Below are 14,333 nucleotides of genomic sequence, written 5' to 3'. Positions count from 1 at the left end.
TACTGGCTGTTTTAGTGTCGCTATCTATTTAAGTCGCTTCGCTTAGGCGAGTACTACTTGCATTTGCCCCTCTTGTTTTACACTGCCTATGATACAGGCTTCGCTATAACCCGCCGCTTGTAGCTGTTCGATGATGCTATCCGCCTGATCCGCTTTGACGGCCGCGAGTAACCCGCCGGCTGTTTGCGGGTCAAATAGTAGTTCGATTAGGGTATTGCTATTGAACTCATCAAGGTTGGCAATTAAGTGGTCAAATTTTCTGTTTTGTGGATGTAGCGAACTCAGTAGGCCTGCGCGTAGACACGCGAGTGCCCCCTCCATCACGGGGAGATTTTCCAGCCATAGGCGCGCTCCCATATCAGACCCTTCTAACATTTCTGAGAGATGTCCGAGCAGGCCAAAACCGGTAATGTCGGTGCAGGCATGGGCACCGGCCGCCGACAGAATTTGGCTAGCCTGATAGTTTGAATGGAGCATCTGTTGGAGTGCTTGGCTGATCCAGCGTCCTTTCGCCTGGCTGCGCATATCACTGGCAAACAGGGTACCGGTACCCAACGGTTTGGTGATAATTAATCGATCACCCGGTTGCAACCCTTGTTTAGTGAGCAGTTGCTGACGATCGGCGAGACCGTTGATGGTGAAGCCCAGTGTCAGTTCGCTGCCTTCCGAGGTGTGTCCGCCAATCAAACCGATATTGCAGTCGCTAAATACCTTACTAGCCCCGAGTAGCAGGTGGCGCAGGCGCTGTTCGACAATCTCATCGCTGGCGTGGGGAACGCTGACTATCGCTTGAGCGCTATGGGGCGTTGCTCCCATGGCGAAAATATCCCCTAGTGCATGGTTGGCGGCAATCTGACCAAATAGATAGTCATCGTTGACCAGTTGTCGGAAACTATCGACGGATTGCACCAATAGCTTTCCGACGGGGACATCAATAACAGCTGCGTCATCGGGGCGTTTAAGACCGATCTCTATTTCAGTAGGCGGCGCGGGTAGCTGCTTTAACACGCGGTTAAGAATACTGTGACCTACTTTAGCGCCGCAGCCGCCGCATCGCATATCTGGATTTTCGATCTTAAGCTGAGTGCCGGGTGTTTGATCCGGCAGTTCAGTTAAATCGCTGAAACGGCGCATAAAGGTTTGATCGATCTTGTCTTTCCACCGCCATACCCAAGCACCGGCGAGGCTGAAGGGGCCGCGTGAGGCGACTGCATAGCGATCTCCAGTGCTGATGAGACTGAGAAATTGCTTTTGTGGTTTGTAGCGAGATAATGGCTGTCCTGAGAGTGTCGCCTGAAGGTTGCGCAGTAAGGGCGCACCTTGGCGAACCGCGAAAACCCCGGCTTTCGGGCGAGGGAAATTGATCATTTCAGCGATATCACCCGTGGCAAATACCTCGGGATGGGAAACCGATTGCAGGTAGTCATTGACGCGAATACAGCCGTTCTCGGCACATTCTAGTCCTGCACGTGCGGGCCAGTCCGCTCCTCGGGCCGTGGTGGCCCAGAAAATTTCATCTAAAGCGATGCTTTCTCCGGCCGCGTTGATAACGCGCCCCTGTTTGACCTGCTCGACGCGGAAATGGGTATGCAACTCAATTTGGCGCTCTTTTAGCACCTGTAGGTAACGCCGTTGTACTCGTTTATTCAGATCCATCAGAATCTGCTCAGGGCCACAGATAATATGGAAATGTAAGTGGTTGGTGCGGCGTTGCTGTTTGCTTAGTTGCTTTTGCAACTTATATTGCATGGCTAGCAGGACTTCGACCGCGCTAGCACCACCGCCTACTGTCGCGATATGAATATCTTGGCTGTCGTCCCCTTGCATAATGCGCGCTTGAAGGTCATCCCAATATTCTAGTAGCTGTTTTACGGGTTTCACTCCAGTCGTGAACTCACTGGCACCAGGAATGGTGCTGAGGGCGGGGGTCGAGCCAGTATCGATACTCAGAAGGTCATAACTAAAGTTTGGATGGTTGAGGCATTGTACGGTGCGATTAACCGGATCAATGCCCGTTACTGAATCTTCAATGAAATCAATGCCGGCATAGCGGCAGAAGCGTCCAAGGTCTATATGCGCCTGATCAAAACTGTAATGTCCCGCTATCAACCCCGGCAGCATGCCCGAGTAGGGAGTTTGAACTAGGTTCGATATTAGGGTGATACGTACTCCCGCGGGTTTATTCATCCCCATCATTAGCAGAGCGATGGCGTGAGCATGTCCACCTCCGATAAAGATTAGGTGTTTATTAGCGGTAGGATCCAGTTGCATGGGGTACTCGGTCTCATTTGAAGGTTCGCTATATAGTAGCGAATAAATGGCCAGAGATAAGAAAAAAATACCGGGTGTGTGCACCCGGTGAAGATTAACAAGAGCCTGACAATACCTGCGGTAAATGAGTGGTGAGCGTGAAAGATAAACGGACACCGTAAAAATCATATTACCGACGCATTATCGTTGCTCGAAAGAAGGCGGGAGGGCCGGCCAAATCGGCCTTCCCACCATAGACAGATTACCGGTGAGGTGAGAGCAACCTGCCTGTCCTAACGAACGAGATTGATCTTAATGCAAATGAGAATGCTTATCAATAAGTTTTTAATCATATGACTGTTTATAAACTGATCCGTGCTTTAAAAGCTAGGTTTTATGGGCACTGAGTCGGTTTATAAGTCGCTATGCAAAGGTTTTCCCATAGGATATCCACAGAATAAGGGGATAACATGACCGTGTGGATGGTTTTAACGAATCGATGACGTTGAAGCACGGTTATCAACGTCGTTATAGGGGATTTTGATTAAAAAAACTCATTCTATCTGGTGAATGTGAGTAATATGGAGAGCTGAAAGGGCTTCAGGGCGTGTTATGTCCCTATTTTGTGGATATGTTCGTTAGGTTTATACAACGGTATCAACAGGAATATAAACAGGTTTGGCTGGATATTGTTGCCAATAGCGGTTATTCACAGGTCAATAGGTTGAATTGACCCCGAATAACCATCTTAATTTGTATTCGGCCATCATCGTGGGCTGATAGTTGTGATAAATCGGTCTATTTAAGCTGTCAGCGGTTAAGCGAGCTTTTTCAACAGGGCAACACCCTGTTTATAACCCAAGCCGCCGTTGCCATGTACGGCGCCGAGTGAGTGTGTAGGGCTTGCTAGTAGTTGTTGATGCATCTCGATCAAGCTATTCAGTGCCGGGTTATTCCACGGGCCTTTGGCGAGGTTCATACCACCGGTGATGGTGATCAGGTGTTGTGCGAGAAATGCGGGTAATTGTGTTAATTGATCCACTAGGCCACTCGCGAGTAAGAAGGCCATCGGTACAACCGGATAGCAGGTATACACCTCGAGCAATGCGTGACCATCACGGAATTGCTGGGCGAAGTCGATCTGTGCCTGCTGACAAGCGGATTGATAGGCTTGCTCTAGATGCTGATAGCGAGCAATTTCGTCGATATAGGGCTGGCCATCACCGGCTACAATGCCCAGTCCAACGGCCGCAATCTCAACGGTTTCTGCTGGGGTGATATTAAGCTGCTGAGCGACTGTGGGGCTAGTTATTAGGATTCGACCGCTAAAGTCGATTAATGGGTTAGCACAATCGACACCGCGAAACAGTGGTGTAATCAGTTTATACCAGCGCTCATCCGGTAGTTGGTCAGTCGCTAGTGGCTCTGTTGTCAGACTTTGAAAACGGCGTTTATAGTTTTCAAACAGCTGCTCGGCCAGTTCTCGAAACTGCTCTGCATCACTATGGTGACGTTGAATAAACTGTTCTGCTAGTTCGTTATAGGCTTGCGTTAGGGGGTAATCGTTTCCGTAGACGGCCATCAGATCGAGCCGTTCTTGGCGTTCATAGCCGCTGCGTAAGTTATCCTTGCCGGTGATGACGACGGCATCGGCGGCGCCAGTGATAATTAGCTGCCGCGCATCGGCTAGGGCTTCAATAGGACCACAGCCGCTACGGTAATGATTAGGTAATAGTTCACTGAGCCAAGGCGTACTGAGTGGATCAATCACTAGTTCTGTTAACCGGTGTCCCTGTTGTTGCAGTGCTGCTTCTTGGGCTAAACAGTGCTGTAACGAGCCGTGGTTATCGACAGTTTTAGCGGAAGCAATAATCAGGGCCTGAGTCATAGTGTTATGTCCTTGGAAAAAGGCACTAGTTTATCAGGGTTTTCCTGTATATGGTAAGGGGCCGCACTGAAAGCGCAGACCCTTATGTTATCGCGTTATGACGGGGCTATTTGGTGAGGAGGCGGATGCCGTTCTCTTCGATGGCGATTTTTCGTTCTTTATATAGACGACCGATGGACAGCTTAAAGGCTTTTTTACTGCAGCTGAACAGTCGTTTAATCTCTTCCGGTGAGGTTTTATCATTCGCTGCAATAAAGCCGTCATGGTCTTCTAGCAGGTGCAGAAGACGCTTGCCGAGATCATCGGTTTTACCATAACCCAGTTGTTGTAGGCTTAGGTTGATCTTGCCATCGGGGCGAACCAGCTTGATAAAGCCTTTCATCCGCTGACCGTAGCGTACCGGTTTGAAAACATCATCATCGTATATTACACCCCAGTGCTGACCATTAATGATCGCCTTGTAGCCAATATGGGTGTGCTCTTCGATGATCAGGTCGACCTGCTGGCCTTTTTCGTAGCTATGGGGGTAGCTATCGAGGAATTTATTCAGCTTGGTTGAACCGGCGATGCGGTCGGTTTCCTGATCCAGATAGAGATAAACGATCTGTTCCTGATCTTTTTCGACTGTTTTTTTCTGCTCGCTAAACGGCACCAGTAGATCTTTGGGAAGGCCCCAATCAAAGAACGCACCGGTACGGTTGAGATCAACAACTTTAAGGCAGGCGAACTCGCCGATCTGCGCTTTAGGCGTTTCAGTGGTGGCGATCAATAGATCATCGGAGTCGCGATAGATAAAGACCTCTAACCGGTCACCTGGTTGCGTGTTTTCTGGTACATAACGCTGGGGTAGCAGAATTTCGCCAAGCTCTTCGGCATCAAGATAGACGCCGAACTTAACTTGTTTGACCACTTCCAGATTATTGAACCGGCCGATCATTGCCATGGGGGTTGTGCCTCTAGGTAAAATAAAACGGAGCCTGATCGCTCTGGCTCCGTTACTGAATCAGATATCGATTTGATTAGGAATGGGTTTCTAGGAACTCAGGGTCCAGTTTCAATTCGTCGTTGCTGTTAACGCCGACGCCACGGTGACGAATGTTATCAGCAATCGCTTTAGCTTCGTCCAGTGAGTGCATATGGTAGGTACCGCACTGGTATTCGTTCAGCTCAGGGATCTGATTTTGCTGTTCGACATGTAAGACATCGTCCATCGATTCCAACCAAGCGTTGGCGACTTTTTGCTCTTCAGGTGTGCCGATCAGGCTCATGTAGAAACCGGTGCGGCAGCCCATAGGGGAGATGTCGATAATCTCGACGCCATCGCCGTTTAGGTGGTTACGCATAAAACCAGCAAACAGGTGCTCAAGAGTGTGGATGCCTTTTTCACTGAGTATCTCTTCGTTGGGACGGCAGAAACGCAGATCAAAAACAGTGATGGTGTCGCCATGGGGGGTGGTCATATTCTTAGCAACACGAACCGCTGGCGCATTCATACGGGTGTGATCAACAGTAAAGCTATCTAGCAGAGGCATGTGTAAATCTCTCAGAAATAACAAATAGTATAGTCGAAGATTATCCCAGTATTATGCGGGGAAATTAACCCTTAGTGGTGGATTTCTTTTCAATCGCCCAGCGATCATGATTCCCGTATCCGGTTTAATAACTTTCGTGCTGGAAAGCCGAGCCGTTTTTCCAGCTTTTTCGCGCCATTGAGCAGGGCTCTGGGGTTCGATTCCGGCTTGCCACCTTTAAAACCAAAGGCGATCAGGTTACCGCTATCGACAGTGCAGCAAAGCCAGTTATCGCCGAATAGATCGGATAGTTGCTGATTGGCGCGGGGGTGATAGCCGTGGCCTTCATCCCACAGATTTAAAACTAACACTCCTTGATCACTGAGCAGACGATAGCATTGCTCAAGATATTCTTTTTGCAATTGTTGATGCTGCATACCGGTATCGCTGAACAGATCGGTGAAAATGAGATCTGACGGTGTGCTGCTTTGACAGAGGTAATCCATGGCATCACTGATGGTAATGTTTAGCCTCGGCGTCTTCGGCAACTGAAAGTGCTCAGCAGCGGTGGCCAGCACCTGGTGCCTGAGTTCGGCAACTTCGATTTGAAGATCCACAGAGTAACTTAGCAGGGCATGTATTAGTGAGCCGCCACCTAATCCCAGCATCAGTGCCTGCTGTGGTGTGGGTTGGTAGAGCAGCCCAAGCAACATGACCTGTAAATACTGATACACCGGATATTCCGGGCGACTACGATCGATACGGCTCTGTTCACCGCCGGCGCCAAAGCTCATATAACGATAGGGGCCATCGTCATAGACATAAATAGGGCCGTATTCATCGAAATTACGGGTGATCTCTGTTCCTTGCAGGGTGCTCAAAAAACGATTCTCCAAAAAATCAGGCTTACAGCTTTAGGGTTGAAGCGATAAAAGGATTAACTCATCTCTCTCATAGCACTTGTTTTTATGCTAATTAGCCACTTAGTTGAACGGCGCGGTGGCATAAAGTGATCTATCATTAATCGCCTGTCATTAAGGATAAACCCATAACGAGGGAGACACTCATGAAGCAAAGTGAGTTAGTGCTGGCGCATTGTATCGGCTGTGGCTGTGATGATCATCATAGTTGTGACACTGAAGCTGGAAAATGCACCTGGATTATTGTTGATCGGGAATTAAAGGTCGGAGTTTGTAGTGGTTGTGAAGAGGCTTTAGTTGCTTGGCAGCAGGGGGCAAGAACAGCTGCGGCGGTTCAGGCTCGTATTGGCCATCACTGATTGTATAAACCATCTTGACCTAGTGAGCACCGGAATTAGTTTAGTATCCGCTTGTGGTTAAAAAAATAAAGGAGCCGGTGGCTCCTTTATGGTTTGATGAACAAAAATAATTGCCGGTGCTTAACGAATACCCATACGACGGATCGCTTGTGGGGTAAAGTCACTGTGCTTAAAGCGCGCATTAAAGTCGAAACCGTCGCCCTCTTCATTGGTCAGGCTACCCACTAAATAGCGTCCAGATTGCAGGTCATACAGGGCTTCAGCGGTTAACCAAGGCACCTGTGCGTCCTGGTACTGCATCTGATGAGCTTCACCTACACGCCACAGCTGGCCACGGCCATCGTAGTGATCAACAACCGCTGCTTGCCAAGTGTCTTCATCAATATAGAACACCCGTTTAGCGTAGATATGTCGAGCACCTTCTTTCAAGGTAGCTTCCACTTTCCAGACGCGGTGCAGTTCATAGCGCCCGTAATCCGGATTCATATGGCCTTTTTGCAGGATGTCCGTATATTTCAGCCCTCGGTCAGCCAGTTTGTAGCTGTTGTATGGGATGTAGATCTCTTCTTTGCCGGCCAGTTTCCAGTCATATAGATCCGGTGCGCCGTTGAATAGGTCGAGATTATCTGAGGTTCGTTGTCCATCGGATGCGGTACCCGGTGCATCATAGGCAATCTGTGGTGCACGACGTACCCGACGTTGACCCGCATTATAGATCCACGCTTGACGGGGCTTGGCGATCTGGTTTTGCGCCTCATGTACCAGTAGCACGTTACCGGTTAAACGGGCGGGTGCCTTAATCTGCTGTACGAAGTAAAATAGGATATTGTCATCCTGTTCAGTACGACCCTCTTTGAGGTAGTTAGGCCATGACATCTTTTCGGTGATTTTGACCGGTACGAAGTTCCCATTTTCGTGTACAGGCACCTGCACAAAGGTTCGCTCAAGTGCGCCGCCGCGGTAGCGAGACATATGGTTCCAAATTGCTTCTAAACCGTTACCCGGAATTGGGAAGGGGATACCTTCTAGGGTATTACCGCTCAAGCCGTTGCCATTGTCGGTCAGCGCTGAATTGACGGCATTTTTACGCGCATTATCATACTGAACCGCCGGCAGTGAGGCACTGCGGTGGGTCGGGTAGATGTTCATCCGGAAGGTGTCCGGATATTTGGCGAACATCGCCTGTTGGCCTGGCGTGAGGTGCTGCTGGTACTCGGCGGCATTGGCAGCGGTAATCGTCATGAGTGGTTGTTCGCCTGCATAGGGGTCTTTAAAACGTTCCCCTCCAGCCGGTAAACCACCTTTCCACGCAGGAATAGAGCCGTCGGCATTGCCGGCCATCTCAGCCCCCATTGGGGTTAATGTCGTGCCGAGTTTAGCGGCTTCAGCCTCGGAAACCGCAGCCATTGCTTGCAGACTAAAGCCTAGCCCCATTACTGAGCTAAGGATCAGTGCCGTTGATTTAAACGTCATAATAAATTCTCCTATTTTCCTTAACTCTTAGAAAGAGACCGATGCACTGAGTGAAAGAAAATCGCGATCACTAATGGCGTTGTAGTCACCGCCAAAGAAGTTGGTATAGCCCATTTGTACCCGGTATTGATTCAGATAATCAGCCGTTAGACTCAGTGTTGCTGTCTTTTCGCCTTCGCGGAAGGCTGCTCCCGGTTCTGGACCATTACCTCCAAGGCCATGTTTGAGGCTGATCTGAGGCGTTAAGTTAATACCGGCAAAGGCGTTAGGGTAATTAAGACTGGCTCGAACGACATAACCGTAGGAGTCTTGCGTGACAAAACCATCAGTTTCGCCTGCCGCATATCCAAAGGTACCGTGGCGACCATATTTGAGTGCATTAGCGCCTTCATCGAAGTCGTTAATGTGGGTCCAGCCAAGTTCGCCGATCAACGTTAAGCGGCTAGCCCCCATAGTGTTATCAAAAAACTGTAACAGGCTGGTTTGCACCTGAGTGACGTCGAACATGGTATAGCCATTAACATCCCCACCGGGTGCTGAGCCAGCAATCAGGTTGTCAGCAGCGGCATTACCACTACTCATACCTAGCCCTTCAGTTAGGATGGCAGAGACGAGTAATGGTCCATTGATCTGAACGGGAACATCGACTTTATGCGTTATTTCCCCAGACCAAGCGACTGTACCAACCGTGGTGTTAAAACTTAGACCTAACATTTGGGTATCTTCAGGATACTCAATAAAATATTCAGAGGTAAATACGCCAGGAACACCGCCTGCGGTGTATTTTACACCACTCGAAATCGGTAGTCGGCTATGATAGTTGGCAAAGTATAGGCCGAACTCAGTACTGTTGAGTTCTTCGGCGTAATATCTAAATGCTAAACCAAATTGACCACCATCATCGGCTTCACGGCGACCATCATCGTTACGGTTGATAACAAATAGACCGCCAGCGGTGCCAAAATAAGCGGAATCATCTTGTTGAGTCGGTGGTATTAAGGCGGAATTGATACGGATACCATCACAACCTTCAGCACCGAAATCATTGTTTGAGAAATAGGTACCGCAACCATCAATAGCGGTTGCTTCCCATTGCAGCTGATAGAAGGCTTCAACACTTAAATTATCGGTCAGTCCAAGAGATGCAAATGCCATATTCGTTGGCAATAGGGCTTCTTTAACCTCTACCCCTGCTCGGCGTATTGCGCTGACATCAATGGGGTTGATTGCGTTGAGCCCGCCTTGAATAAAGGTACTTTCGCCCCAGTTGATTACTTGACGTCCCAGTCTTACATCAAGCGGTTGTTCGTTTACTGAAAATGAGCCAAACACATAGGCATCAAGGATTTCAGCACCCGAGAATTTAGCATAATCATTGAAGCCATCATCGCTGAGTGAATCATTGGATGAATAACCATTGACGGTATTGCCATGTGAGCGATCGCCATCACTCAGTTCGGTGTCGAACCAGTACTTGCCACGGACAAACGCACCGATATTATCTTTGCGTAATTCTAGATCATGGACGCCTTTAAATACCGTCGAAAAAGAGTGTCCCTTATCGAAGTTGAGATTTGCGTCATCATAAGAGCCAGAACCGGCACTCGTGCCGCCGTTGGCTGTTGAGATTAAGTCGCTATCAGCATCGTTCAAGCGCCAGCTGGAGCCAATTGACAACTGAGAATCAAATCGCCCCTCAATTTCTCCAAGGTTAAATTCTACGGCTGCCGCAGGAGCCGCCAGTGTGGTTGTCAGCATTGCTAGGGTAACACTCTGTGCGAGCTTATTGCGCACAGGAGTGGTATGCCAGGGGGCTGACGTCCGTATCGATCTCTTTGCCATTCGCTTCACCTATTCGGTAACTTGTTATTTTTGTTTGTTCAGCCAAACCCGGTTGACCGGGATAATAGCCAGCCTACTGATCAGGTATATACCTGCGGCTCGCGTGATCTGAATAAGGCAGCTTAGATGATCCTTCATTAAGCCCTGCCTTCTCAATAACAATAGCTGTCATTATCACTGACAAAAAATGTCTTGGCTTTATTTTAGATTTTTTCATGATATAAGTTAAAAGAATAGCTGGTGAATTACGTAACATTAGAAAAAGTAAGCAAAAAAGAGAAATAAAGATGGAAAAAACCATCACCGTTCCAACGGGTTATGTCCGATATTTGCTCTCTCAAGTGGAGAAACAGGGCTACAACCTCGATGAATTACTCGCAGAGGTGGGCATAGATCCTACCGAAATTGAGCAAAGAACAGAGTTTTCCGCTGTCAAATTCGGTCAACTCTATCAACGCATTATGTGGACCGCACAGGATGAATCATTCGGTATGGTCTCCGGTGGGCGAGTGCCAAACGGTACGTTTCGGATGATGTGTCATGCGATTATTCATTGTTCGACCTTAGAGAAGGCGATCTATCGCAGCAGTGCTTTTTACGAGATCTGCCGGGGTACGAAAGTGAAACCACTATTAGTGCGCAAAGGGCGCTATGCCAAGCTTTCCTTTGCCCCGGTTAGCTCTGTGCCTGCGGAAGAAGTGCGTGAGATGTTGGAGAATGAACCCGCCGGTGTCGTGCGGACAGGGCTATCGATGTGGCATCACTTTATTAGCTGGTTGATCGGTTCGAGGCTGGACTTGAAAGCGGCGTATTTTACCTTCCCACGGCAGGAGGACAGTTATCATTATGAGACACTGTTTCAGTCGGAGGTTAAATTTGATCAGCACGATAATGCCATCGTGTTTCCCGCTCGTTATTTGGACTATCCCATTATTCAGAACGATGAGAGCCTAAGAGGTTTTCTGCAAACGGCACCTTATCAGCTGATTGTGATGGTGGATAACGACCAAAGCCTTCGTTCACAGGTTAAGGTGATGTTGGGGAAAGACTTTAGCCGAGAGCTGCCGGGGGCAGAGGAGGTGGCCTTTAAACTGAATATGTCCGTGTCGACCCTGCGTCGCCGGCTCGCCGAAGAGAACAGCTCTTATCAGAAAATAAAGGATGATTGCCGTAAGAAAGCGGCGATCAACTATATGGATTCACCGCAGCTATCGATCAATGATGTGGCGGCGCTAATGGGCTTTGATGAGCCTTCGGCATTTTTCCGTTCATTTAAAAAGTGGACCGGCATGACACCGGGTGAGTACCGCCGCAGTGAAACCTATGGCGAAAAGTACCGTCTGGGGATGAATTAAGGGTCGAGAATCTGAGTTGTGAAAGGGATATGACTATTTTTAGCCAAATATTAACTTTTTCACTTCCAAAGTGTTGACACAAACGCGGAATCCTTTAATATACGGCACCTCGCTGGAGGGGTGGCTGAGTGGTCGAAAGCACTGGTCTTGAAAACCAGCGAGGGTTAATAGCCCTCCCAGGGTTCGAATCCCTGCCCCTCCGCCATAGCGATGAATGTTGTTCCTCGATAGCTCAGTTGGTAGAGCAGTAGACTGTTAATCTATTGGTCGCTGGTTCGAGTCCAGCTCGAGGAGCCATAGTGGGTCGTTAGCTCAGTTGGTAGAGCAGTTGGCTTTTAACCAATTGGTCATAGGTTCGAATCCTATACGACCCACCACTTCTCTTAGCAGAGTTGTGGTATGGGGTAAAAAAGAAGTTCGGTGTGGGTCGTTAGCTCAGTTGGTAGAGCAGTTGGCTTTTAACCAATTGGTCATAGGTTCGAATCCTATACGACCCACCACTTCTTCATAAATAGCCACCGCTAGGTGGTTTTTTTATGTTTGAGATTTAGGCGCTTTATTGTAGAGCGTATCGCTGGAGGGGTGGCTGAGTGGTCGAAAGCACTGGTCTTGAAAACCAGCGAGGGTTAATAGCCCTCCCAGGGTTCGAATCCCTGCCCCTCCGCCATAGCGATGAATGTTGTTCCTCGATAGCTCAGTTGGTAGAGCAGTAGACTGTTAATCTATTGGTCGCTGGTTCGAGTCCAGCTCGAGGAGCCATAGTGGGTCGTTAGCTCAGTTGGTAGAGCAGTTGGCTTTTAACCAATTGGTCATAGGTTCGAATCCTATACGACCCACCACTTTTTATAAATGGCCACCGTTGGGTGGTTTTTTTATGCGCGAAATTTACCCTACGCACAGAATAAGTCCCGCTAGGCTCTGGCCGAGTGTAGCGAAACAACGCTAGCGCCTGTGACGGCGGTCTACCAAGCTAAGTCCTCCGTTAGACCTGCTTATGATAAATGACCACCGTTGGGTGGTTTTTATGTCTAATCTTTGTACTACCTCCAGAGTCATCACCGGTTGTTTGTCTGCCAATAAAGCGCATGATGAGTCGCAGGGTTGTTTTTCTGTGTTCCTAACCGGCTTCTGTGGTAAAAAAGTGGTCTATTCCGGTCTGTTAATATCGAGTGGTATGTCTCGTTAGCAGACCTTTATGTTGAAGGTATGGTTGGCTGATGAAAGCACGATTAATCACACAGGAAGGCTACGATAAGCTTAAAGCGGAACTTGATTACCTCTGGCGTACAGAGCGGCCAGAAGTTACCCAGAAGGTCACTTGGGCGGCGAGTCTGGGGGATCGTAGTGAGAATGCCGATTATCAGTACAATAAAAAGCGGTTACGGGAGATCGATCGTCGGGTGCGTTATTTACGCAAATGTATTGATGAATTGGGTATTGTCCATTATGCGCCGGAACAAGAGGGTAAGGTGTTTTTTGGTGCCTGGGTTGAGATTGAGAACGAAGACGGCGAGGTAAAGCGTTTTCGCATCGTCGGTTATGATGAGATATTTGAGCGTAAGGATTACATCTCCATCGACTCACCGATGGCCAGAGGCCTGTTGAAAAAAGAGGTTGGCGATGAGGTTGCCATCAGGACTCCGGCCGGTGAGGCCTATTGGTACATTAATCAGATTGAGTATGTGCAAACCTGATTTTTAGTGGTTGCTGTTAGGGTTGCGAACACGGATTACAGGCTAATCAGCAACCGATTTAATCCATACCCCCCCACGATCAACAGCACAAACAGAATCGATGCTAGCAACATAGGTTTAGGCCCCGCCTGCTTGATAGTCACCCAGCGGGTTTGTAGGCCGAGTGCGGCCATTGCCAGTGCTAGGCTGAACTGGCTGGCGGTTTTTAATAGGCCCAGTAGTTGCTCGGGGAGCACGACGAAGCTGTTAACGCCGGTGGCGGCGATAAAGCCAAATACAAACCATGGAATGATCACCTTGCCTTTACCCGCTTGGCCGCTGCTGGCGTTGCTCAGGAATGAGCTGAGTAGCAGGATGAACGGGGCTAACATCATCACTCGAATCAGCTTAACGACGACCGCTGTTTGTAGGGTCTCAGGACTGATCGATTCACCGGCCGCCACGGCCTGTGCGACTTCATGCACGGTGCTGCCTATATAGATGCCAAACGATTGCTCGGTCATGCCCGCAAACTGATAGATCAGAGGATAACTAAACATCGCCAAGGTGCCAAACAGCACCACCGTGGCCACGGCGATGGTGACATGTTGCTGTTTGGGTTTTAGTACGGATTCGGTGGCGAGTACTGCGGCGGCGCCACAGATAGCGCTACCGACAGAGGTTAGGATCGCAACATCTCGGTGAAGTTTGAAAAACTTTATACCGATCCAGGTACCAAGGCTGAAAATAGTGCAGATCATCAGCGCATCTAATAACAGCGCTTGCCAGCCGACGGCAAAGATCTGCTCTAGACTCAGGCTGAAGCCAAACAGCACAATGCCTGCGCGTAGTAAGCGTTGCTGGCAGAACTGGCTGACCCGTTGATCATTTTTACTTGGTGGGTGGTGATCAAAGTGTCCCCAGATCATGCCGATTAAAATCGCCAGCGGTAGAGCGCTTAGACCCAGTTGTGCGATGGGGCCTAGACTGGCAAGTCCGAGTGCTAATGCGGCAATAAGGGGTAGCAGAATAATTCGTGGCATCGTTTTGCTCATCTTTGTG

At 49.0% G+C, this 14,333-nt stretch carries 12 protein-coding genes and 7 tRNA genes; 11 read left to right on the top strand and 8 right to left on the bottom strand.

The window, feature by feature from the left end:
- Positions 1-42: 42 nt before the first annotated feature.
- The 5 genes from selD to ACN0T0_RS08815 all read right to left on the bottom strand — a co-directional run bounded on the left by selD (position 43) and on the right by ACN0T0_RS08815 (position 6,530).
- The gene (gene selD, locus ACN0T0_RS08835) at positions 43-2,271 is read right to left on the bottom strand and encodes a selenide, water dikinase SelD (RefSeq protein WP_417225190.1); all 2,229 of its coding nucleotides are present in this window, start codon (positions 2,269-2,271) and stop codon (positions 43-45) included.
- Between the two features lie 796 nt (positions 2,272-3,067).
- Entirely contained in the window at positions 3,068-4,138 is a 1,071-nt protein-coding gene (locus ACN0T0_RS08830) for a hypothetical protein (RefSeq protein WP_417225188.1), read from the bottom strand.
- Positions 4,139-4,244: 106 nt separating this feature from the next.
- Positions 4,245-5,081, bottom strand: a complete 837-nt coding sequence (locus ACN0T0_RS08825; protein WP_417225186.1) for a S1 RNA-binding domain-containing protein — start codon at positions 5,079-5,081, stop codon at positions 4,245-4,247.
- Between the two features lie 76 nt (positions 5,082-5,157).
- On the bottom strand, positions 5,158-5,670 hold the full coding sequence (luxS, locus tag ACN0T0_RS08820) for an S-ribosylhomocysteine lyase (protein WP_215950375.1): 513 nt from the start codon (positions 5,668-5,670) through the stop codon (positions 5,158-5,160).
- Between the two features lie 104 nt (positions 5,671-5,774).
- Entirely contained in the window at positions 5,775-6,530 is a 756-nt protein-coding gene (locus ACN0T0_RS08815; protein ID WP_417225184.1) for a spermidine synthase, read from the bottom strand.
- A 185-nt stretch (positions 6,531-6,715) separates the two neighbouring features.
- Between ACN0T0_RS08815 and ACN0T0_RS08810 the strand changes: the two genes are divergently transcribed.
- Positions 6,716-6,928: a hypothetical protein gene (locus ACN0T0_RS08810; protein ID WP_417225182.1), complete on the top strand. Its 213-nt coding sequence runs from the start codon at positions 6,716-6,718 to the stop codon at positions 6,926-6,928.
- Between the two features lie 120 nt (positions 6,929-7,048).
- Here ACN0T0_RS08810 and ACN0T0_RS08805 read toward each other — a convergent pair whose 3' ends face one another.
- Both ACN0T0_RS08805 and ACN0T0_RS08800 read right to left on the bottom strand, forming a co-directional pair.
- Entirely contained in the window at positions 7,049-8,401 is a 1,353-nt protein-coding gene (locus ACN0T0_RS08805; protein WP_417225180.1) for a DUF1329 domain-containing protein, read from the bottom strand.
- A 27-nt stretch (positions 8,402-8,428) separates the two neighbouring features.
- Positions 8,429-10,243, bottom strand: a complete 1,815-nt coding sequence (locus ACN0T0_RS08800; protein ID WP_417225178.1) for a DUF1302 domain-containing protein — start codon at positions 10,241-10,243, stop codon at positions 8,429-8,431.
- A gap of 287 nt (positions 10,244-10,530) precedes the next feature.
- Here ACN0T0_RS08800 and ACN0T0_RS08795 point away from each other — a divergent pair, with 287 nt between their 5' ends.
- The 10 genes from ACN0T0_RS08795 to greB all read left to right on the top strand — a co-directional run bounded on the left by ACN0T0_RS08795 (position 10,531) and on the right by greB (position 13,292).
- On the top strand, positions 10,531-11,598 hold the full coding sequence (locus tag ACN0T0_RS08795; protein WP_417225176.1) for an AraC family transcriptional regulator: 1,068 nt from the start codon (positions 10,531-10,533) through the stop codon (positions 11,596-11,598).
- Positions 11,599-11,712: 114 nt separating this feature from the next.
- Positions 11,713-11,803: transfer RNA gene (locus tag ACN0T0_RS08790), tRNA-Ser, on the top strand.
- 16 nt (positions 11,804-11,819) lie between these two features.
- Positions 11,820-11,895: transfer RNA gene (locus ACN0T0_RS08785), tRNA-Asn, on the top strand.
- A 4-nt stretch (positions 11,896-11,899) separates the two neighbouring features.
- A tRNA-Lys gene (locus ACN0T0_RS08780) sits at positions 11,900-11,975 on the top strand.
- Positions 11,976-12,022: 47 nt separating this feature from the next.
- Positions 12,023-12,098 (top strand) — tRNA-Lys (locus tag ACN0T0_RS08775).
- A 76-nt stretch (positions 12,099-12,174) separates the two neighbouring features.
- A tRNA-Ser gene (locus tag ACN0T0_RS08770) sits at positions 12,175-12,265 on the top strand.
- Between the two features lie 16 nt (positions 12,266-12,281).
- Positions 12,282-12,357 (top strand) — tRNA-Asn (locus ACN0T0_RS08765).
- 4 nt (positions 12,358-12,361) lie between these two features.
- Positions 12,362-12,437, top strand: a tRNA-Lys gene (locus ACN0T0_RS08760).
- Positions 12,438-12,622: 185 nt separating this feature from the next.
- Complete coding sequence (locus ACN0T0_RS08755) at positions 12,623-12,784, top strand: hypothetical protein (protein ID WP_417225174.1); 162 nt, start codon at positions 12,623-12,625, stop codon at positions 12,782-12,784.
- Between the two features lie 31 nt (positions 12,785-12,815).
- Positions 12,816-13,292, top strand: a complete 477-nt coding sequence (gene greB, locus ACN0T0_RS08750) for a transcription elongation factor GreB (protein ID WP_417225173.1) — start codon at positions 12,816-12,818, stop codon at positions 13,290-13,292.
- Positions 13,293-13,327: 35 nt separating this feature from the next.
- Here the strand turns inward: greB and ACN0T0_RS08745 are convergent, their stop codons facing one another.
- On the bottom strand, positions 13,328-14,314 hold the full coding sequence (locus ACN0T0_RS08745) for a YeiH family protein (protein ID WP_417225171.1): 987 nt from the start codon (positions 14,312-14,314) through the stop codon (positions 13,328-13,330).
- Positions 14,315-14,333: the final 19 nt, after the last annotated feature.

The organism is Amphritea sp. (assembly GCF_048266285.1).
Taxonomy (GTDB): Bacteria; Pseudomonadota; Gammaproteobacteria; order Pseudomonadales; family Balneatricaceae; genus Amphritea.
This window is presented reverse-complemented; position numbering and strand designations above follow the sequence as displayed.